The sequence below is a fragment of the Ectobacillus panaciterrae DSM 19096 genome, from assembly GCF_000430785.1.
GTDB classification, from domain to species: Bacteria; Bacillota; Bacilli; order Bacillales; family Bacillaceae_G; genus Ectobacillus; species Ectobacillus panaciterrae.
This window is the reverse complement of the sequence record NZ_AUMR01000078.1, coordinates 1-20761: the sequence shown is the minus strand read 5'-3', so window position 1 is coordinate 20761 and position 20761 is coordinate 1. Positions and strand designations below refer to the sequence as shown.

The 20761-nt window shown below is 34.6% G+C and carries 19 protein-coding genes and 1 riboswitch; of the genes, 2 read left to right on the top strand and 17 right to left on the bottom strand.

The window, feature by feature from the left end:
• The 16 genes from H540_RS0117195 to H540_RS0117115 form a co-directional block, all read right to left on the bottom strand.
• The coding region (locus tag H540_RS0117195; protein WP_034671270.1) for a glycosyltransferase family 2 protein at positions 1–824 on the bottom strand (824 nt) is incomplete at its 3' end.
• Positions 825–982: 158 nt separating this feature from the next.
• A complete protein-coding gene (locus H540_RS0117190; RefSeq protein ID WP_028401705.1) occupies positions 983–2329 on the bottom strand; it encodes an O-antigen polymerase in 1347 nt (448 codons plus the stop codon).
• A gap of 7 nt (positions 2330–2336) precedes the next feature.
• Positions 2337–3758 (bottom strand): oligosaccharide flippase family protein, encoded by a 1422-nt coding sequence (locus H540_RS30055; RefSeq protein WP_211241904.1) that lies wholly within the window; start codon positions 3756–3758, stop codon positions 2337–2339.
• A gap of 315 nt (positions 3759–4073) precedes the next feature.
• The gene (locus tag H540_RS0117180) at positions 4074–5300 is read right to left on the bottom strand and encodes a glycosyltransferase (RefSeq protein ID WP_028401704.1); all 1227 of its coding nucleotides are present in this window, start codon (positions 5298–5300) and stop codon (positions 4074–4076) included.
• A 402-nt stretch (positions 5301–5702) separates the two neighbouring features.
• The gene (locus tag H540_RS0117175; RefSeq protein WP_051317156.1) at positions 5703–6215 is read right to left on the bottom strand and encodes an acyltransferase; all 513 of its coding nucleotides are present in this window, start codon (positions 6213–6215) and stop codon (positions 5703–5705) included.
• The gene (locus tag H540_RS30050; RefSeq protein WP_162144541.1) at positions 6202–7326 is read right to left on the bottom strand and encodes a glycosyltransferase; all 1125 of its coding nucleotides are present in this window, start codon (positions 7324–7326) and stop codon (positions 6202–6204) included. Before H540_RS30050 ends, H540_RS0117175 begins: the two co-directional genes overlap by 14 nt.
• A 103-nt stretch (positions 7327–7429) precedes the next feature.
• Positions 7430–8191, bottom strand: a complete 762-nt coding sequence (locus H540_RS0117165; RefSeq protein WP_028401702.1) for a WecB/TagA/CpsF family glycosyltransferase — start codon at positions 8189–8191, stop codon at positions 7430–7432.
• A 239-nt stretch (positions 8192–8430) separates the two neighbouring features.
• A complete protein-coding gene (locus H540_RS0117160; RefSeq protein WP_028401701.1) occupies positions 8431–9762 on the bottom strand; it encodes a UDP-glucose dehydrogenase family protein in 1332 nt (443 codons plus the stop codon).
• A gap of 172 nt (positions 9763–9934) precedes the next feature.
• The gene (locus tag H540_RS0117155; protein ID WP_028401700.1) at positions 9935–10621 is read right to left on the bottom strand and encodes a sugar transferase; all 687 of its coding nucleotides are present in this window, start codon (positions 10619–10621) and stop codon (positions 9935–9937) included.
• Positions 10622–10639: 18 nt separating this feature from the next.
• On the bottom strand, positions 10640–11521 hold the full coding sequence (gene galU / locus H540_RS0117150) for a UTP--glucose-1-phosphate uridylyltransferase GalU (RefSeq protein ID WP_028401699.1): 882 nt from the start codon (positions 11519–11521) through the stop codon (positions 10640–10642).
• A 640-nt stretch (positions 11522–12161) separates the two neighbouring features.
• Positions 12162–12929 (bottom strand): tyrosine-protein phosphatase, encoded by a 768-nt coding sequence (locus tag H540_RS0117140; RefSeq protein ID WP_028401698.1) that lies wholly within the window; start codon positions 12927–12929, stop codon positions 12162–12164.
• A 22-nt stretch (positions 12930–12951) separates the two neighbouring features.
• Complete coding sequence (locus tag H540_RS0117135) at positions 12952–13647, bottom strand: CpsD/CapB family tyrosine-protein kinase (protein WP_028401697.1); 696 nt, start codon at positions 13645–13647, stop codon at positions 12952–12954.
• A complete protein-coding gene (locus H540_RS0117130; protein WP_028401696.1) occupies positions 13637–14371 on the bottom strand; it encodes a YveK family protein in 735 nt (244 codons plus the stop codon). The genes H540_RS0117135 and H540_RS0117130 overlap by 11 nt, the downstream gene beginning before the upstream one ends.
• A 539-nt stretch (positions 14372–14910) precedes the next feature.
• Positions 14911–15345 carry a 3-hydroxyacyl-ACP dehydratase FabZ gene (gene fabZ, locus H540_RS0117125; protein ID WP_028401695.1) on the bottom strand — a complete coding sequence of 145 codons (435 nt, stop codon included), beginning with the start codon at positions 15343–15345 and terminating at the stop codon, positions 14911–14913.
• A gap of 755 nt (positions 15346–16100) precedes the next feature.
• Entirely contained in the window at positions 16101–17279 is a 1179-nt protein-coding gene (locus H540_RS0117120) for an NAD(P)/FAD-dependent oxidoreductase (protein WP_028401694.1), read from the bottom strand.
• Positions 17280–17321: 42 nt separating this feature from the next.
• Entirely contained in the window at positions 17322–17774 is a 453-nt protein-coding gene (locus H540_RS0117115) for a DUF1641 domain-containing protein (RefSeq protein ID WP_028401693.1), read from the bottom strand.
• A 399-nt stretch (positions 17775–18173) separates the two neighbouring features.
• Here H540_RS0117115 and H540_RS30045 point away from each other — a divergent pair, with 399 nt between their 5' ends.
• Positions 18174–19463 carry a SpoIID/LytB domain-containing protein gene (locus tag H540_RS30045; RefSeq protein WP_034671271.1) on the top strand — a complete coding sequence of 430 codons (1290 nt, stop codon included), beginning with the start codon at positions 18174–18176 and terminating at the stop codon, positions 19461–19463.
• Positions 19464–19884: 421 nt separating this feature from the next.
• On the opposite strand, the gene H540_RS0117105 is transcribed toward H540_RS30045, so the two are convergent.
• Positions 19885–20109, bottom strand: coding sequence for a helix-turn-helix domain-containing protein (locus H540_RS0117105; protein ID WP_028401692.1), 225 nt, complete (start codon positions 20107–20109; stop codon positions 19885–19887).
• A gap of 210 nt (positions 20110–20319) precedes the next feature.
• Positions 20320–20413, top strand: a riboswitch (cyclic di-GMP riboswitch).
• Between the two features lie 15 nt (positions 20414–20428).
• Here H540_RS0117105 and H540_RS32280 point away from each other — a divergent pair.
• A complete protein-coding gene (locus tag H540_RS32280) occupies positions 20429–20602 on the top strand; it encodes an anti-repressor SinI family protein (protein WP_155891055.1) in 174 nt (57 codons plus the stop codon).
• The last annotated feature ends 159 nt before the right edge of the window (positions 20603–20761 follow it).

Below are 20761 nucleotides of genomic sequence, written 5' to 3'. Positions count from 1 at the left end.
ATTGCTCTTTTCAAATAGGCATTTAAATATAACATCATTGCTTTCTTTTTTTGTTCATCCAATATCAGCGAATCTACAATACTAATTATTTGAAATGCATGATAAGCTCTTTCTGAAATGTGTTTCTTTACTTCATTTCCCCATTCCAAAGATAAAGGGTATTTTGCATTGTTACTAATTCTTCCTTCTCTTTCTTCAACACTATATATCGTCAGGGGTTCTGGAAAAAGGAGGAATTTAACACTATTCTCTCTTAATCTCAGACAAAAATCCCAGTCCTGGTGTTTTTTTAAAGTAGGATTAAACAATGTTTCTTTACCTATTTTGCTGGGAAATAAAAATGTACTCGTTTGAACTAAATTATTACCAATAAAGATATAATCCATAATGTCTTCTTTATCTCGCAAAGGTTTGTTTTTGATAATTTCTTCATTTCTCTCGCTTTTTCGGATAAGATCAGTAAAACACATGATGTTATCTTCGTTATAATCTTTTATAAATTGGAGTTGCTTTTCTAACTTTGTAGGGACCCATTCATCATCAGAATCTAATAGGGCTATATAGTCTCCAATACTCTCTTGTATACCTATATTTCTGGGACGAGTTCCTTGAGAATTTTCCTTTAATTTGATAAATTTAATTCTATTATCACTGATGGACTTTACTACATCTTCTGTATTATCGATCGAAGCATCGTCAACAATTATTATCTCAAAATTAGAATAAGTTTGTCTTAAAACACTTTTAATTGTCTTTTCTATTTGGTGTTCTCTATTGTAAGTAGGAATTACTACACTGACTAAAGGATTTATACTTCTAGCCATAATTTATCCCCTCCATTCTGTACCCCTATATAGCGAATTGATCAGTTAAAATTTAAATAATCTCAAAATAAAATTCAACTTCTATCAGTAGAGGATAAGGAACCCCCTACTGATAGAAGTTGAACAAATTAGGCTTTTACAGAGAGATAATCCTCCACCTATGTTTCTTTGGTTCCTTCAAGCATTGAGATGAAGGTCTTACTACCTGTTAATGCAGGATAAAGTCTTTCTTTCGGAAGAAATAAGAGTAAAAAATACGCTAAATATACCGGCGCAGAGTGTATAAACTGTGAGGTCATATAGGAAGCATTTATAATATATCCTGGATATATTATAAGTATAATTAGAAATAATATATCTTTAGATACTATATAAGCCTTTAAATTTAGAATAAAACCATAAATTATGATTAAGGCGACCAAACAAGTTCCAACTACACCTAATTTAACATATAGACTTACAAAAACATTATCAACAAAAGAAACCTTATAACTTCCGAGAGAAGAACCTCCGCCACTCATAATTTCTTTTCCTAGCCCATCTCCCAAAATAGAATTTTGTACACTTTCAATTGCATATTCATTTGTTACTATTCTATAATCAACTGAGCCAGACCCCTCATTAGTAAATCTACTTAATACCTCTCCAATAAGATCACTATTAGCTAATAGGGGTGAATTTACTAAAACTATTCCTAATAATAGTAATATAGGAATAGTAAAAAATAATATTCCAACATATAGAGAAGTAATTTTTTTATTTATAGCTTTATATAAGAATAGGTATATTAAAATAAAAAAGATCATTATAATACCTAAGGATATTAATGTTCTATTTTGAGACATTAAGAGAGATATGCTATTCAATAATATTGCAATTGTATTTAGCATTCTATTTTTTTTGATAAAAATCATATAAATTGATAAAAATAGGAATATATATTGGGCAGTATTATTAGGAAAAGTAACCCTATTCCCCCATATAACTCCATAAACATCTCCGTATAGATACGCTAAAAAACTGCCTCTCAAAAATAAATAGATAAAGATAGTTAAACAGGAGTATACAATTCCACTAATAATAAATGTCTTTATTATTTTGTTTGAATCTATTCTAAAAAGATTGATCCATTTTTGTAAAACAATATAAGTTAAAATAAACTCTAATAGTAATCTTATATCACTTGTTAAATAGGAATTATGGTTTTGACGGCCTATAAGGATTCCTATAATTAGGATACCCCAAATGGATGTAAAAACTATTATCTCTATTTTGCTAAAAATTAATAGTTTCTTTCCTCCCTTAATTGCTAAAATGAAACTCATAATTATTAAAAGCCATAATCTTGTATCCCATATTATATTTTTAGATATAAACCCAATAAGTGCCTCAAAATTATTATTTCTAGGGATCACTAAATTGGAAAAAATAAAGAGATATAATATATAATCATATTTCTTTCTAATAAAAAAAAACAAAAGTAAAGTCAATAAGATGATTGTCACATCATTTCTACTCCTTTAAATTGTATCTTTGTAAAACCTTGTTATTTCTCTTTATTAAGACTAAAGAGTCTATTAAAACTTCCTTGTATATAAAGAGTAAAGTTATTACATTAAAAATCCCTAATAAAATACAAATTATGTCTAATGAATTAAATGTAGCATAAAAACAAAAAACAATCAGGTTAATGGTTACTAAATAAAATTTCTTTAAATTATAGTTGTTTGTATACAATTTTTTGGAAAAGAATGTTCTTAAAGAGAAGAATACAATATAAGTAAACCCTGTAGATATTGCAGCCCCTATTCCACCCATAGATGGAATTAAAATACTATGACCAATAAGATTAACTATAGCTGTTAACAAGGTTATTATAATATGATATTTTGATTTTTTTTTAAAGTTTATACCTAACACTGTAGTTTCAGAGATAGTATACATAAGTGGCATAAACACTAAGAAAGGTATCATACTACTGGCAGGTCTATAACTTTCACCTAAAATTAGAATAATAACATCTTTCAAGAGGACTATTAAAATGCTAATAAAAAACATCACAAAAGTCACAATTTTGTTAACCTTCGTAAAAAAAGCCTTATTGTCTAAGTCCTGTTCAAATTTCTCATAAGCCACAGGAACCCAAAACATGGAAAATGCCATTTGAACTGCATTTAGGAGAGCTATTATAGAAAAAGCAGCTGAATATATGCCTAACTCTTTATAGCCTTGGTAATGCTTAATAAATAATCTATCACTAGATTGAAATAACCAGGTTATTAAAAAGGTGAAAATAAGAGGGGTTCCATATTTCAACAGTTCTTGAGAGGTGGTGTTTATCTTCCCTCTAAAATTTTTATAACTCCACAGGTCTCTTTCAGCTACAATGGCAATTATAGTAGCAAGTATATTGGATATCACGGTAGCATATACTAAAATTAGAAAATTTCTATTAAGAACAAAGAAAAGAAGTAGGATAAAGATAATATTTGTTATTTTCTGTATTATTTGCAATGTAGAGAAAAGCTTTCCATTCTGTTTCATCCTAATTACCAACATGGCAAATCTATTTAACAGTAAAGCGAAATTATTTAAAATGATTAAAAAAAGAAGTTGATAATTCTGTTCTTTAAATAATTGCTGTAGCAACATTTGTTTGAAAAGTATAATTATTATTGTTATAAAAATACAGAAAATTACTGATAAAGTAAAAGTTCTATACAAAAGCCTTCCTCTATTACTCTCAACTTCTATATAAAAATATCTCACAAAAGACTGATCCAATCCTAATAAGACAATTGCATTTATTACATTTGCCAATAACAAAAACATTGAAAATTTACCAAATTCTTCCGGGCTAAATAAACGAGTATTAAGAGGGGAGGAAACGAATCCTAAAATAAGAACTATCCCACTTCCCACAGCATAATCCATGAACTTCCTGAACAGATTTTTACTAGACATTTTTCCCACCATTTTCCTTAACACCAGTCTTTATTTACGGTTGAACATTGATTGTAAATTAAACTTAAAATAGTCCATTTCAAGTTCAATTTACATTTTTACAACTTTAATATTTTACCACATAACAGGAAATTTAAATTAACAAATCCCGTTTTGTGCTTTATCTTTATAACTTTAACAGAAATGTCATACCCGTAAATTTCAACTTAGAATGTACCTAATTATAGGTATTTTTTCTTTTTCACCATTAAGCGACTGACTAATATCTTCTGTACTTTTATATATTTATACAACCGATTCAAATAGCCTTTCTAGCTTCTTGTTTAACGTAGTAATGTTATGTTTATCCTCAATACTTTCTCTTGCAGAATAGCATATTTTTTCTGTATATTTATCATTTTCAATGATAAATTTAATTTTTTCATATATAGCATCTGAATCTTTTTCAGGAACTAAAAAACCATTCTCATTATTAATAATCAATTCCGGTATACCACTATGATACGTAGAGATTACGACTTTTTGCATAGCCATTGCCTCCATCAAAACTACAGGTATTCCTTCCATATCTCCATCAGCTCCTATAATACTAGGCGCTAAAAATATATCAGATCTCTCAATCAATAGTATAGCATCCTCTTGTTTTTTCCATCCAAGAAACTTAATTCTATCTTGAGTATTGGAATTTGCCACCTGAGTTTGCAACTCGGCTTTTAAAGGCCCGTCTCCAATAATACTATACTCAACATCGTAACCTTCATTTATTAATTTGGAGACTGCATCAATTGCGAATTTAATTCCCTTTTTTTCCACAAACCTAGCAACTGATAGCAGCTTAATAGTACCCTTAAGTTTGGATTTCACAGGACTAAATTTGTTAATATCTACGCCCATAGGGTGAATCATAATTTTGCTTTCTTCACAACCTAAAGTTTTAAGTTTTTGTTTCCAAAAATCACTAATTGGTAGAAACACGTCACCTTTTGAGAAAAGAAAATTATATATATTATTTCCTCTATATTTTAAATACGTTGTCATATCATAACCGTGAAATGTAGTGTAAACCTTTCCTTTTATAATCCCTAAATCCCTTAATATAGTAGCTAAAAGTCCATTAGGGCCAAAATGACAATGTATAATATCATACTCTAACGGTCGTTTCTCAGAAATTAAGTCTTTAAGAACCAATATATGTCTCAAATATAGAGCTTCCTTCCCATACTTAAGGAAATTTAAACTTTTAAATAGTAAAATTGGATTATTAAAAAATTTATTAAATAAAAACCTAAAACTTTCTTTTAATATATCTTCTTTTTTTGAGGGCACATTGTAGTAAATCGTTTTATTAATTAAAGAATATTTTTTTATGTCTTCATGGAACACTTCTTTACTTCTTGGTTTTTGAGCTAGTATTTCAACTTCATGACCTTGATCAATCAAACCCGTTATTTGATTTAAAACAAAGGTTTCCGATAACTTAGGAAACTGATCAACAACAAATAATATTTTCACTATAGTTCACTTCCTCTACAACTAATCCGTTATATATAAAATCATTATCATTTTACAGTCCATTTTTATTGACGCCTCAGCGAATCATTTTTGCTAACTTAAATGAAAGCAATTTATTTATTAGATACTACTAATATTATGAAAGCCAATAATATTTCATGGAAGAATTGTTTAAATTTATAATAGCTAAAAAATAAGGGATCAAGTATTATTCAGTAGGAAGACCATTAGGAGATTAGGAATCTTTATGGGTTTTGCTCGTCCTCTTCCAGAGACTTACTATTACACAGGTATCTGATCTTAGAACTTTTCAGAAGTTATTTATTTCCCGAAATAAGAATTTACAATATTCGTTTTTCTAGTTTTACTAGTTTTACTAGTTAATCTAGCACATACTTTAATCTAATCGTCAAATCCAATACTATCTTCTAACTTCTCACGCATCTCCTGTATCTCACCTTTAGTTTTTTGGTCCCAAGGAGTTGAAAATACAGGTACACTTTCCATAATTTCTCTGCTTTTTTCTATATACTCACTAGTTTTTCCCATGATTTTAGCTGGAACTCCGGCAACCACACATCCGCTTGGTATATCTCTATTGACTACACTTCCTGCAGCTACTATAACATCGTCTCCTATTTTTACATTTGGAAATACTATACTACCCCATCCAATAAAAACCCTATTTCCTATTTTTACTTTCCCGACCTTAGTTTTACCAAGACTATGTTTAGTTGATGCATCGTGTGCAAGAATAGAACTATTAGTAATAGTAACATCATTTCCTATTTCTATTAAAAAACAATGGCCGTAATCAATGTGAGTGTCATAAATTTTACAGTTTTCGCCTATCTTTAGACCTCTTCTTTTTAGCCTAATTAATTTTAACTTCATCAATAAATTACTTAGTCCCATTTTTCTCACCAGAAATCATTGATTTATTTAATGCTAAGTAGAGATTTTTTATTGTTTCAAAATAGCTATCAATATTAAAAAAGTTTTCCGCTATTTCTCTTGCCCTTGCACCCATCTTATAAAAGTCCGATCCCATTAGAAGTTTAAGTGTATATTCGGTTAACTGATCCTTATCACCGGCATTTAGAAGGAAGCCATTCTCTCCATTCCTAACTGCCTCATTTATACTCCCTACATTAGTTGATATTACCGGTATACCATAACTAATCGCTTCTAAGATAGACATTGGCAATCCTTCATTATATGATGGCAATATAAACAAGTCTGTTTCTCGTAAAAGGTTATGCTTTTGTTCATTATTAACCCAACCTACAAACTTGAAATATGAGTTTAATCCCAATTTGACAACTAACGCTTTGGCGGATTCCGCTAGTTCACCATCACCTGCAATAACAAATTCAACTTGCTTGTTGTTTTTTTCGAGTTCTTTAATTATTTCTTTTGAAGCCTCTATTAAATCCAAAATTCCTTTTCGTTTAATTAAGACAGCTAGAAATAATATCTTTATTCTCTCATTATTAATCGCATTTTTATTAACCGGAATTTGAACAGAATTCCTTAATATAAAGGTATTCGACTCTGGTTCTATCTGTTTTATTATCTTATTCCAACTTTCTCCTAAAGTAATTACTACATTAGACCCCTTTAATAACTTATGTATTTTTACTTTCAAGTTACTACTGCTTTTTTCGTAAAAGTCTTTAAATTCCGCACCATGGGTATGAGTAATTACTTGTTTATTAAAAAATTTAGCTAGTCTAAAAACAATGTATTTTCTGCTAAAACTTCCTCTTTCCGACATATGCATGTGTACAATTTTCACTTTCCCAAAAACTAGCTGACCACAAATTTCAATTAATCTCATCAAAAAATAAAGCGTTTTTTGAATCTTCCCGACACCCTCTATATGCGTCGGAATATATTTAAGAACAATATCATCCCCAAAATTATGGCGTAAAAAGGATTCTACTACAGTAGTCATACCTCCTTTAACATTCAAACTAGAACCAACCATTAATATCTTAGTAATACTTTGTTTTTCTGCCTTCACCTTATTCTCCACTTTCTCATGTTTTTTATACATCTAAAGATTTCTAAAAACTCGAATTATGGAATTGGTAAGTAAATTTTATGTTAAACATACAATTTGACCACTATTTCGTTAATTCCTTTAGAATCAGTTTCACAAAATACAAATCGTTAACAAAGTACCTTTTAAACATTCTCCTAGGCTCTTTAAGAAAACGATAAAACCATTCTAAACAAAGTTTTTGCATCCACAATGGTGCTCTCTTTACTGTTCCAGCCATAAAATCAATAGCTGCCCCAACTTGAATACTTACAGGAACCTTTAATGAATCTAAATTATTAGCAATAAAGAGTTCTCCTTTAGGTGAACCTAAAGATACAAATAATATATCAGGAGAAAACTCATTTATTTTGTTTAGGCTTTTCTTAAGTTCAGTAGTATCATTTTCAAACCCAAATGGGGGAGAATAACTTCCAATGTTAAAATCTACTCCAAATTCTTTTTTACATTTTTTCACAACCTCATCTGCAACTCCTGGCTGTGAACCAAAGATAAAGACTTTATAATTCTTTTCATATGCAAGCTCAAGTAACTTTGGTGTTAAATCTGCACCTGATAATTTTGACTTAAATGGTTTGTTAAATAGTCTAGATACTATTACTATAGGCATACCATCCACCAGCCTTAAGCTAGCCTTTTCATACGCCTTCTTAAAAGCTTTATTTTTATTTATATTAACTAGATGGTCCACATTAGGTGTAACAACAAAACTGTTGGAGCCTATACTTTTGTTCGTAACAATTAATTCATCTATAGTCTTTAACGCATTACACATGTCTAAGTTGTCAAAATTAATACCAAATATATTAATTTGTTCTCTTTCCATTATTGGAATCCTCACTTATTTATATCTTTTGAATTAAATTCATAATTAGTTCTTTCTGTCAAAATAAAACTATCATGTTTCTTCATCATAGGATAAAGCATCATGAGTTGCTCTAAATGTCCCCCAGATGAAGCGACAAAACATATCTTTAAAATTCTCCCTCTTTCGTTTGCATCAAAAAATAAAAAGGTAGAAATTTTAAATGCATGCTACCTTTTTATCTTTTGATTAATTTTGAATTATTTACTCTCAATGATTAAATCTTGTTTATTGGATAGTCGTCTGCCTATTGAATAATAATTTATCTCATGCTCTTGCACAACTTTAAGACTAAAGCAATTTCGTCCATCATATACAAACGCAGACTTCATTTTTTCTGCAAATATTTCTAATGGCAAGGACTTAATCTCATCCCATTCCGTTAAGATAAATACTAAATCTGTACCCTCAATAGCCTCTAAAGCACTTCCTACATATTGTACTTCTTCAGGCAGAACTTTTTTTGCATTTTCTATTGCTACAGGATCATACGCTTTTACATTAGCTCCCATTTTAATTAACTCTGGAATAATAGCGAGTGATGCAGCTTCACGGATATCATCAGTATTTGGCTTAAACGCTAACCCTAAAACACCAATAGTTTTACCTTCTAAAGATGAAAAATCTTTTAAAGCTTGATCAATAAGTTTGCGCTGTTGCTTATTGTTAAACTCAATTACTGCACTCAATAAACTAAAATCATACTCGACATTCTCAGCAATTTTCTTTAAAGCCTTTGTATCTTTAGGGAAGCATGATCCACCATAACCAATTCCGGCTTTTAGGAATTGATTACCTACACGTGAATCCATCCCCATTCCAAAAGCAACTTCTTCTACATCCGCACCTACTTTTTCACAAATATTTGCTATTTCATTTATGAAACTAATTTTAGTAGCTAAAAATGCATTGGAAGCATATTTAATCATTTCAGCACTTCTAATATCTGTTTCAAAGATTGGAATTCCAAACGGTTCATTTACTTTACGAATTATTTCTCCTGCTTTTTTATTGTCTGCACCAATGACAATCCGATCTCCATGAAAAATGTCATAAACAGCTGAACCTTCACGTAGAAATTCAGGATTTGAAACTACTTCTACATTTAAATGAGATGATACATTTTCTTTCAATTTCTTTTTAATGTAATGATTTGTTCCTACAGGTACTGTACTCTTAGTTACTACAACAATATCCTTTTTAATAATTTGAGCAATTTGTTGGGCTACTTGGTTAATATAGGTTAAATTTGCAGTTCCATCTTCATTCTCAGGTGTTCCAACTGCTATATAAATAACATCTACTTCTTTAAAAGCCTCTGCGTGTTGAGTGGTAAAATGAAGACGCCCCGCTTCAATATTTTTCACCATTAGCTCATCTAAACCTGGTTCATATATAGGCGACTTTCCTTCTTTCATTTTCTGTACTTTGTTTTCATCAGTATCTATGCAAATAACATTATGTCCGATTTCGGATAAACCTACACCAGTAACTAATCCTACATAACCCGTTCCTACCACTGCTATGTTCATATTTTTACTTCCCCCTAGTAAACGCCATACTTTGAAATACTAATTAGAGCATATACATAACTTTTCTACTAACATCGTATTTCAATATGTAACTAATTTTAAAAGTTCTAACCAATAAAATTACTATTTCGGCGTTTATATTCTAAACTCTTAAAGTAATAGCTTCATCATATTAAAATGCACTTTTCGAACCAAACAATAGAAATACTGTCTTAAAAATCAATTTAATATCAAACAACAGGCTTCTATTTTGGATGTACTGCAAATCTAGCTTTACCATTCCTTCAAATCCAACTGTATTACGTGCACTGACTTGCCATAGACCTGTACAACCAGGTGTAACAAGTAGGCGTTGCATATCATAAGCTGTGTACTGCGCTACCTCACGAGGTAAAGGAGGACGAGGCCCTACTAAACTCATGTCTCCTTTTAACACATTAATAAATTGTGGGAGCTCATCAATGCTAGTTTTACGAATAAACCTTCCCATCCTTGTTACTCTCGGGTCATGCTTCATTTTAAACATGGCGCCGGACACTTCATTATGCTTTAGAAGCTCCTGCAGCCGCTCCTCTGCGTCTGTAACCATTGAACGAAATTTGTACATATCAAATTCTTTGCCATCTTTTCCAACACGTTTTTGCTTAAAAAACACAGGTCCTTTTGGATCTTCCATTTTAATGGCAAGAGCTACTAGAATAAATAGAATAGATAATATGATAAGACCACAAGATGCACCGATAAAATCGATGCATCTTTTTATAAACAAATACAGTTTCCGTTCATTTACTTCTTGTTTACTGAGCAGTTGGGATTCTGGCTGCGATACACTTCTGTTTGCTACTTTTACCACGTCCATACCTATCCCACCTTACATTTATAGTGTCATTTTTTGTCCTTCCAATACTCCGTTCATAAACTTGAGTAGGTCCTCTTTTAAATCTTCATGCTGCAATGCAAACTCAATAGATGTCTGAATAAATCCTAATTTCTCCCCAACATCATAACGTTTTCCTGCAAAGTCATAAGCAAACACGCGTTGAATCTCATTCAAACGCTGGATCGCATCAGTCAATTGAATCTCTCCGCCTGCACCAACTTGTTGCTCTTCTAAGAACATAAAGATTTCCGGTGTTAACACATAGCGGCCCATAATTGCTAAATTAGAAGGCGCTGTTCCTGGAGCTGGTTTTTCTACAAATTGACTTACTTGATAGCGGCGACCACTTTGTGCTGATGGATCAATAATACCGTAACGGTGCGTCTCATGATCTCCTACAGTTTGTACACCGATCACAGAAGCCTGTGTTTGTTCATATTCGTCCATTAATTGACGAAGGCACGGTGTTTCCCCCTGTACAATATCGTCACCAAGAAGTACCGCAAATGGCTCATCACCAATAAAGTTTTTCGCGCACCAAACGGCATGTCCAAGTCCTTTTGGTTCTTTTTGACGAATATAGTGAATGTTTACTTTGGAAGATTCTTGTACTTTTTCTAGAATTTCATATTTACCTTTTTCTAAAAGATTTTGCTCCAACTCAAAAGCATGGTCAAAATGATCTTCAATCGCACGCTTTCCTTTTCCCGTTACGATAATGATGTCTTCAATTCCAGACTCAATTGCTTCTTCTACTATGTATTGAATCGTTGGCTTATCTACAATCGGAAGCATTTCCTTTGGCATTGCTTTTGTTGCGGGCAAAAATCTTGTTCCTAATCCCGCTGCTGGTATAATGGCTTTTCTTACTTTCTTCAAAATAAATCCCCCTTGTATCCTTTTAAGTGTTATATAACAATTTAAAAATAAAAAACTTAGCTATATGGTCGTACATCACAACAACATAGCTAAAGTTTCTATTTATGTATAAAAACTAAAAACGGGCATTAAACCCAACCTCACACCATACTCTTGACGACGCGCGTCTAAGGTAAAACACATTTACCCACAGTATGACCGAGTACCTCCATTGATAGCGGTAAGGAGACATCACCGTTTCATCATCAGAAAAGCGGAATCGGCTCGTTCAGCTCCGGAAGGCAGAGGTTCTCTCCCCAAAAAGGCGCTTTTTGCCTTTATGGGGGGAGGTTCTCTGACAGGAGGAGCTAGCCGGCGGAGCTGGACATGAAGAAAAGCGGAGCCGGCTCGTTCAGGTGCAGAACCAGAGGTTCTCTCCCCAAAAAGGCGCTTTTTGCCTTTATGGGGGGAGGTTCTCTGACAGGAGGAGCTAGCCAATGGAGCTAGACATCAAGAAAAGTGCAGCCGGCTCGTTCAGGTGCAGAACCAGAGGTTCTCACCCCTAAAAGACGCTTTTTGCCTTTTTGTGGGTGAGGTTCTCTGGTGGCAGCACCTAGCCGGTGAAACTAGACATGCCCCATTTAAATACTTCACTATCCTTTTAGAAGATTCCGAATAATTTTCTTCTTCGTACCGGTTCCGGATCTGACTTGTATACTGGCTTTCCTGCTATAATCGAGTAAACATTTTCTTGGAATAAATAGAGTGTTTCGGCTCCAAATTCTTTTTCTAACGTGCCATATGCGTCTCTTAGCTTAAACGGCCGATTTGTGATGTTATGAGCATCGGATGCCAACATATGTACAAGGTTATGTTCTATGAGCTGCATGGAGAATTTTTTGATGTTTTTGCCGAAATCCCCTGTTAGGCTTGCGGCTGTGAGCTGTGCTAGGGCGCCTTTTTCAATTAATTTATATAAAACGCTAGAGCGTTCAATAATGGCTGCGTTTCGTTCTGGATGTGCTATGATAGGGGTCAGTCCCTTTAGCTGCATGTCGTACAGTAAAGATTCTGCATATCGCGGTACATGGTTTGCTGGAAATTCGACTAGGACGTATTTGTTCGTTTCGTTTAAGGTTTGAATTGTACCGGATTCGTAATCTCCTATAAGCTCACCGTAGAGGCGCACTTCTTGGCCGGGCATGATTGTTAATGTGATATCGTTGTTTTTAAATATTTCGTTAATTTCATTAACTTTGTGAATAATTGTTTTCTTTTCATTCATATAGCTAGAAGTTTGATGGTGAGGGGTTGCGACAATTGTGTGGATGCCTTGTTTGACAGCCTCTTTTGCCATTTGTATGCTTTCTTCCATTGTTTCGGGGCCGTCATCGACGCCGGGTAAGATGTGACAATGCAAGTCAATCATCGCAACTCTCTCCTCATCCTTTTTATTGTTGAGAACCGTAATAGTAGTACTCACCATCTTTTAGCACTTTTGCGTTTAAGACAACACCAAGCAGTTTGCCTTTCGCATTTTGCAGTAAGCCTTTTGCTTTAACGGCAGCTTCTTTTTCTGTTTGACCGCTGCGGACAACCATAACGATGCCGTCGGCTAGGTTTGCCAGTACTTGTGCATCTGTTACTGCCAATACAGGCGGTGTGTCAATGATAACTAAATCGTACTTATTATAGAGTTCATGAAGCAGTTCTTCCATTTTGCTTGAACCAAGCAACTCTGCCGGGTTTGGCGGAATCGCGCCGCATGGTAGGAAGTCCAGGTTGTCCACATCTGTTTTGCGGACGCATTTTTCGAATGTGTTTTGCTTGGAAAGAACACTTGTTAAACCGAAGACGTTGTCTACACCGAACATCGTATGAAGGGTTGGTTTTCTCATATCTCCGTCCACTAACAATACTTTTTTGCCTTGCTGGGCAAATACGACAGCTAGGTTGGCTGTTGTTGTTGTTTTTCCTTCTGCCGGGCTTGATGATGTAACGACGAAGGAGCGAATATCTGTATCGACTGACGCGAACTGGATGTTTGTCCGTACGTTGCGGTATTGTTCGGATACAGGTGATTTCGGCTGCTTATAAGCGATTAAGTTTCGGACTGTGTTTTGGAATTTCTTTCGTTTAAGAACCAACTGTATGCTCCCTCGCTTTCGTTGCAACTAATCCTTTTACCGTGCTTTCTTCTTCCATTTGGACAATGACGCCGAGCACTGGGAGTTCGAGGATTGTTTCAATATCTTGTTCTTTTTTGATCGTGTTGTCCAAGTATTCCAATAGGAATGCTAGTCCGACAGACGCCATTAAACCAACCACAAGCGCAATCGCAACGTTTAGCATCGGACGAGGCTTAATTGGTGATTGTCCTTTTGCAACTTCTGCTTTTGCCAGGATTGTAACGTTATCAACGCTCATGATATTTGCAATTTCTTCTTTAAAAACAGTAGCGGTTGTATTTGCAATATCTTTTGCTAGTTTTGGATTTGAATCTTGAACTGTGACAGAAAAGACTTGGGAATCCTTTTCACTTGCCACATTTATTTTTTTATTTAACTCTTCTGCAGACATATCCAATTTAAGTGTATCTCTCACTTTATCTAGAACGGCAGGACTTTTCATAATTACACTATATGTGTTAATTAGCCCAACGTTTGTTTGAACTTCATTATATTGAACAACACTGTTATCCTTTTTCTTCTGATTCACAAGAATCTGCGTCGAAGATTGGTAAATCGGTGTGATAAAGTAAAAGCTGACAATGGCGCTTACTAATGCAACTACAAAGGTGATGCCGATAATCATAGACAATCGTTTACGTAAAACAAGAAATAATTCCTTTAGGCTAATCGTTTCTTCCATAATTTCCTCCAGTATGTATTTTGAAAGTTTAGTTATTTTATAAGTTAAGTTATCTTACAAGTTAAGTTATTTTTAACACAGTTATTTGTAACATAATTATATTACATTTTGATTACACAAAAATTATTATACTATTAAACCAATGAATATGGTTATGTTTTTAAAATATATTTTTCATTTTTGTAAATGAATATCCGTCGAACTTACTATATAACTGCAAGCATTCAACAAAGAAAATAATACCTCTAATCCAATTTTTTTACAATGTAATAATTGTAAAATTTTATAAATCTCTATTTATTCATTTCTCAATATTTAGATGAAGAAAATCCATTTGCCAATTTGGGGTTTGAGCAAGTAATTGGTAATAAACACATAGACAATCATACATATATTTCTGTACATTTACAATACAAATTTTGTAAGTTGTTTAAAGTGCTAATTATTTTCCTTTGAAAACGTTTTCGACAGCACTTTACTTCGTGAAGTAATATACATGTAATAAAAGTGCAATAAAAAAACCGTGGAAGCCACGGTTTTTATTCTTGTTTATCACCTAATGCGAATGTGATTTCTGCTTCACATGCAACTTCACCGTCAACGGTTGCGACTGCTTTTCCTTTGCCTATAGGTCCGCGTACGCGTGTCATTTCGACTTCAAGGCGAAGCTGGTCGCCCGGGCGCACTTGCTTTTTGAAGCGGCAGCTTTCGATTCCGGCGAAGAAAGCGAGCCTGCCTCGGTTTTCTTCTTTCTTCAGAACAGCGACTGCACCGACTTGAGCCAATGCTTCAACGATCAGAACACCCGGCATAACAGCATACCCAGGGAAATGTCCGTTAAAGAACTCTTCGTTCGCAGTGACGTTCTTAATGCCGATGGCGCGCTTGCCTTCTTCTACTTCGAGAATCCGATCAACAAGAAGGAACGGATAACGGTGCGGGATAATTTCTTTGATTTGTTCAATATCTAACATACGCTTCACTCCTTTTGGTGTGGTCATACCACTAAAACAATATGTTCTTATTATCCCATTCTGTCCATCATTTGTGAACATTAAGTTTTTAACTGTGTTATATCTACATTCATGAACTAAAATTTATCCAACTACTACCTGCCGATAACCTCCCGTTTCAAGGGCTAACTTTGTTGTGATTTGTCGAATGCATATATTATAATTTTTTGTTATTTTTTTGTTAAGTTTTATAAATACTATATTATAGAAAAAACAATATATCAGGATTTTTCATAAAGAATATATTATAGAAGAAACAATATATTAGGATTCTCTATAAAGAATATATTATAGAAGAAACTAGATATGAGTGAATTATAAATTTGTCCTTTCCATGTGCTAGGCGTAACCAAAAAAGAGTATTGTATGCTTCTTCTCTCTAGTTTACTCTTGCATGAACCACTACAAAGGGTTGACCGCTTCTGCACGTCGCCAGATGATCTCTCCCCACTATAAATAGACGGCTTTTTTATTCACTTGTATATAGAATTCCACTGAGCCGTAGGAGTGTCAAGCAAAGTAGTAACTGTTATAACTGATCCAAATTCATTTACAACTCAAATGTATTATGTTAATATAAAATTAACCTAATCACAACCAAATTATTACAAAAAAAGGACAGCCCTTACTCTCACTGGTAGCGCTGTCCTTTTTTATCATTTCGGCAAGAAAATACTCCCGCTTCAAGTTCTGCTAAGCGGGGGTCTTCAACCAAATTAATACGCTAAAGCAAATAGTCCTTTAATATGGGACAGATAACGAACATTACTTGCTTCTTTCATTAATGATGCCGGTAAACCTTTTAATTGCGTTTTATTTCCACCGATTGTACCGATTGCATCTTTACGGCCAAGGCTTCCTAATGTTCCGGAGAAAACAGGAGTTAATTCTTCCATTGCGCCGCCTTTAAGGTAAGCGAACAAGTTATAGCCAACCGTTTCACCCATTTGCCATGCTAACTGCGCTGTAGGAGGATACGGGCGTCCTTCAGGGCCCATAACGACTGCGCTGTCGCCGGCAAGGAATACGTCTTGATGGGATGTAGATTGAAGGAATTCGTTTACGAGCGCACGTCCGCGATTCACTTCAATTCCTGAATTCGCAACGACAGAATTACCTTGAACGCCGCCTGTCCACACCATCGTTTTCGTTTCGATCGTTCTGCCATCTTTCAACTCAACAGCGAACTGTTCCATCTTCGTAACCGGTGTACCTGTTATAAATTCCACACCGCGCGCCGCAAGGCTAGTTTGTGTACGTTCTACCAATTCAGCAGGGAATCCTGGCAGAACGGTCGGTGCCGCCTCAACGCAATATAGCGAAATTTCTTTATGGTCTACACCGTACTGGCGGCATAGCTGCGGCATTAAGTCCGCAAACTCACCAATCAATTCAATACCGGTAAGGCCGCCGCCTCCGACAATAATTGTCGCGTCTGCTTTGTTTTTTGTTTTGCTGTATTCGAGAATACAGGATTCAACATGCTCACGCAAACGATTGGCATCGTCTACGGACTTCAGAATAAAGCTATGCTCTTGAAGGCCTGGAATGCCAAAGTAAGCTGTTTCGCTGCCGAGCGCTACTACAAGCAAGTCATAGTTCAGTTTTGTGCCATCGGCAAGAGAAACTTGGTGGTTATCAGGTGAAATTTCTTGGACACTACCAATCTTCAAATCAATGTTTTTGCCGCGAAGCAATTTTTCCAGCGGCAATGCTACAGCTTTCTCTGATAAGTTACCTGCAGCTAGACGATGCAATTCTGTAATGATTTGATGGGTCGGAAAGCGGTTTACGACCGTAATGGAAGCCTCTTCAGCACTTAAATGCTGACGTGCTGTCAACGCGCTGAGCAATCCGCCGTAGCCGCCGCCCAAAATTAAAATATGTTTTGACATGATCCTTCCTCCGTTTGCACTTTTATCGAAATCAGGAAAGCCTTACCGTTGTTTTGGCTGTGCAGACATAATATCTAAATATGCCTGTGCAAAACGGAACAGCTTTTGTACCTGCGGGTCTTTCATCATTCGCAATAAGCCGAATAGGCCAACCGTCGTTGTTTGATTAGCTGCCCGGTCATTCGCTTCAATAGCTGCCGCCGCACACTCCTTAACCTTTTCTTCAACCGGTTTTACGAATTCCTGCATGCCGCCTACCAAATCATCGAATAGCACGCGATCAGTTAAAAGAGATTGCGCAACATCATATGATTTGGTCAGAAAAGTCACCATTTCCGCCAGCTTTGGCAGGTTTTCTACAAGAACAGTTAAAGACTCTTGTATTTCCGGTTTTAACAATTGATCAAGCACATCGTTTTGTCCGCTATTTACTGCCTGACTTTCGACAATAGAAGCTTCTTGTGTCGGTGATTGTTGAGTAGTTGCTTGAGACATAGAAAAAGTCCTCCTTTGCTATATATTGTTCTCATGTGTAATTTGACCTCTGATTATACAGAGGAATAAAGTTTACCTAAGTTCTACTAAACATATGTAGACCTCTTAATAATTGTGAAAATGTTCACATTTATTTATTTTAATTCTACTGTAATTGAAAAACAACTATTTTATTGTAAAACATGAAATTACTATTATATGATCTATTCAATGATTATAAACTTCGACAGAAACAGCAGAATAATTGTAATTTCTACTAGATTCCCTATGAAAATTAAGAATATTTCATTTTTCATGGTATAATTTTCTATAATTTCTTGATAAAACGAAAAATTGATATAAGAAATGACAGTTTTAGAAAGAGAAAATACTATATTAAGGTAGGGGGAAAAGGAAAGAATGAAAAGGTTATTTATATTTTTACTAGTTTTTACAATTGTTTCTTCCCCACTTTCTTTTTTTACTGATGTCAAGGCTGGAGAAACAGAACCAACCGTTTCAGTGAAATTAGTAAAGGATTTAAGAAACAAAAATGAGATTACTATAAAGCCTTCTGATATTTATTTAGTAAAAAATACGGACTTGAAATTAGAAGCTAATGTGGAGTATCAAGTTAAGGCTACAAATGATGGAGTTTCGCTAAATAAAGGAACTCAAAATTTAGGTACATTTCCTAGTTTTGAGGTTACTCCTTCCAAATACGGTTCTCTATTATCTATTAACGGGAAAAGTTATTTAGGCAACTTTTCATTCACAAATGACAGCGGAAAATATGTTCAACCAATTAATACATTGCCTGTAGAGGATTATGTGAAAGGTGTTGTTCCAATGGAGATGCCCGCTTATTGGAATCTGGAGGCATTAAAAGCCCAAGCGGTAGCAGCCAGAACATATGCCTTGAGCTATAATAACAAAGTGATTAATGATACGACCAGTTATCAAGTGTATGGCGGTTATACTAGTGACACTTGGTATAAAAACAGCAACCAAGCGGTAGCTGAAACGTTCGGTCAAGTGTTGAAATATAATGGTTCATTAATTAATGCTGTATTTTCAGCAAGCAATGGCGGAAAGACAGAATCTAATGCGAATGCTTGGGGAAGTTCTCCACTGCCGTATTTCACAATTAAAGACGATCCATATGACATAGCAAAAGCATGGGAGTTCTCTCTTCAAAAGGTGCAGATAGATTTGTCCGATAAAGATTTGACAAATCCAAGCTTGTGGTGGGACACGGCGAGTGAAAAAGACACGAACATTAGTAATAACATCAAAACATGGATGTCAGCAAATGGATATGTAGGTAAAGACATTAAAATTGTAAGCATTCCTAAATTAGCATTATATGCTCCCTCATCTGGCGGACGTGTTACAAAAGGTGATTTAAGCATTGAATATATGATTAAAGATGAATTTGGTGCAGATGGAAAATTGTTGGTTAAACGTTTAGATTTCACAGGTGCAACAGCTTCAAAAATTAAATCTATCATTGACAATGGGGTCATAACAAGTTATCTCGTTACAGAAACATCCGAGAATGAAGCATCAATTACCATCAAAGGAAAAGGTAACGGTCACGGTGTTGGCATGAGCCAATATGGAGCTAAGAAAATGGGTGAATTAGGTAAAACCTATAAAGAAATTTTAGACTTTTATTACACTGGCACTACCCTTTCATCTGCCTACTAAAGTAAACCTATTGCAACACCGAAGGTAAATGCAGTAAGTGACAAGATAGTTACTCCCAGATAAAAATACAATTAAACGGAAAAGGTCCATATATCTGCTGGTTTTTGCTTGTGCCAGGAAAAGTGACGTACGCTCGCATTAGCGGCGGATATAATTTTATTTACAAGCCTTAAGTCTATACTAAAATAAGAACAGCCACCCAAAAGAGGGGCTGTTGACAAAAGGGGGGAGCGCAAAGCGCTCCCCCTTTTTCTATGTTTTTCTTTTCGTTTTTCTCTATTTTGCACCTATTCGTATTACTCAATGCCTTCTAAGAAAGGGCGTTGACCATTCGTTTGAGGTTTAAAGCCAACGCTGAAAAGAGGCCTCTCACCTGATTTTTTGAAATGCCCATGAAGGGCGGCTTGTATACAATGCTCCGTTAGCGAGCCTCAGCTTCCGTTTCAACTACGATTAGATCCTCGATTTGTATTTCGAGCGCTCTCGCTATCCGCACAAGGCGTGTTAGATCGTGCCGTGCCGTTCTATCGAATCTTTGAATAGTTGTCAATCGTACGCCAGCTTTAAGCGCAAACTCTTCCTCGCTTAACCCTCGTTCCTGTAATATCGATGCTAATCGTGCTTTCGCTTTCACGTTTTCGTACATATAAAAACCCCTCCTCAAATTTTCGCTCACTTATATATTCGGAGATTATTCGACTCATACCTGCGTCTTACATGTTACCTAATTCCGATAAATTATGTTATGTAAACCTCACATATATAAGGTATGCCGAAATTAGTAATTAATTTTTGATGACAATAGATCCTATTTTTAATAAAATTCAAATATGAAGATTAATTGAAAACGCTTAATACATTAGAAAAGCGAACTTATTAAAAGATGGGGACACAAAGCTAGGGGTCTAAGGTGGTAGAAACATTTCCACTATGATGCCTGAGTTGCTACCATGGGGGGCAAAGGAATGAAGGGACAAATTGAATTATTAATTGAGCATCAAAATTGTGAACCTATTGATTTAGAATGGCTTAAATTAATTCTTGAAGCTAAGAAAAATGGTTTAACTACTAATGAAGTACGTAATTTCTTTCAAGAAGCAGACACAGACAATCGAAAAGATAATCAAACAAGCTTTTGAACAAGTATCAATCCAAAAAATATGCTATTTTGTTTTCAAAAATTATAACTAACGTTATGAGTCTTCAGAGAGCTGCTGAAGGTTTTTATTTGCAATATGTTATCAGAAAATTAATAAGTTTCCAAATATAGGGAGTGGAGCCTTATTCAATACAAACCT

Excerpts from the sequence above, each read along its gene's own strand:
- H540_RS30055 (WP_211241904.1), bottom strand. The coding sequence starts at position 3,758 with ATGGATTATGCTGTGGGAAGTGGGATAGTTCTTATTTTAGGATTCGTT.
- H540_RS0117175 (WP_051317156.1), bottom strand. The coding sequence starts at position 6,215 with ATGGGACTAAGTAATTTATTGATGAAGTTAAAATTAATTAGGCTAAAA.
- H540_RS0117165 (WP_028401702.1), bottom strand. The coding sequence starts at position 8,191 with ATGGAAAGAGAACAAATTAATATATTTGGTATTAATTTTGACAACTTA.
- H540_RS0117160 (WP_028401701.1), bottom strand. The coding sequence starts at position 9,762 with ATGAACATAGCAGTGGTAGGAACGGGTTATGTAGGATTAGTTACTGGT.
- H540_RS0117155 (WP_028401700.1), bottom strand. The coding sequence starts at position 10,621 with ATGGACGTGGTAAAAGTAGCAAACAGAAGTGTATCGCAGCCAGAATCC.
- H540_RS0117140 (WP_028401698.1), bottom strand. The coding sequence starts at position 12,929 with ATGATTGACTTGCATTGTCACATCTTACCCGGCGTCGATGACGGCCCC.
- H540_RS0117130 (WP_028401696.1), bottom strand. The coding sequence starts at position 14,371 with ATGGAAGAAACGATTAGCCTAAAGGAATTATTTCTTGTTTTACGTAAA.
- fabZ (WP_028401695.1), bottom strand. The coding sequence starts at position 15,345 with ATGTTAGATATTGAACAAATCAAAGAAATTATCCCGCACCGTTATCCG.
- H540_RS0117120 (WP_028401694.1), bottom strand. The coding sequence starts at position 17,279 with ATGTCAAAACATATTTTAATTTTGGGCGGCGGCTACGGCGGATTGCTC.
- H540_RS0117115 (WP_028401693.1), bottom strand. The coding sequence starts at position 17,774 with ATGTCTCAAGCAACTACTCAACAATCACCGACACAAGAAGCTTCTATT.
- H540_RS30045 (WP_034671271.1), top strand. The coding sequence starts at position 18,174 with ATGAAAAGGTTATTTATATTTTTACTAGTTTTTACAATTGTTTCTTCC.
- H540_RS0117105 (WP_028401692.1), bottom strand. The coding sequence starts at position 20,109 with ATGTACGAAAACGTGAAAGCGAAAGCACGATTAGCATCGATATTACAG.
- H540_RS32280 (WP_155891055.1), top strand. The coding sequence starts at position 20,429 with ATGAAGGGACAAATTGAATTATTAATTGAGCATCAAAATTGTGAACCT.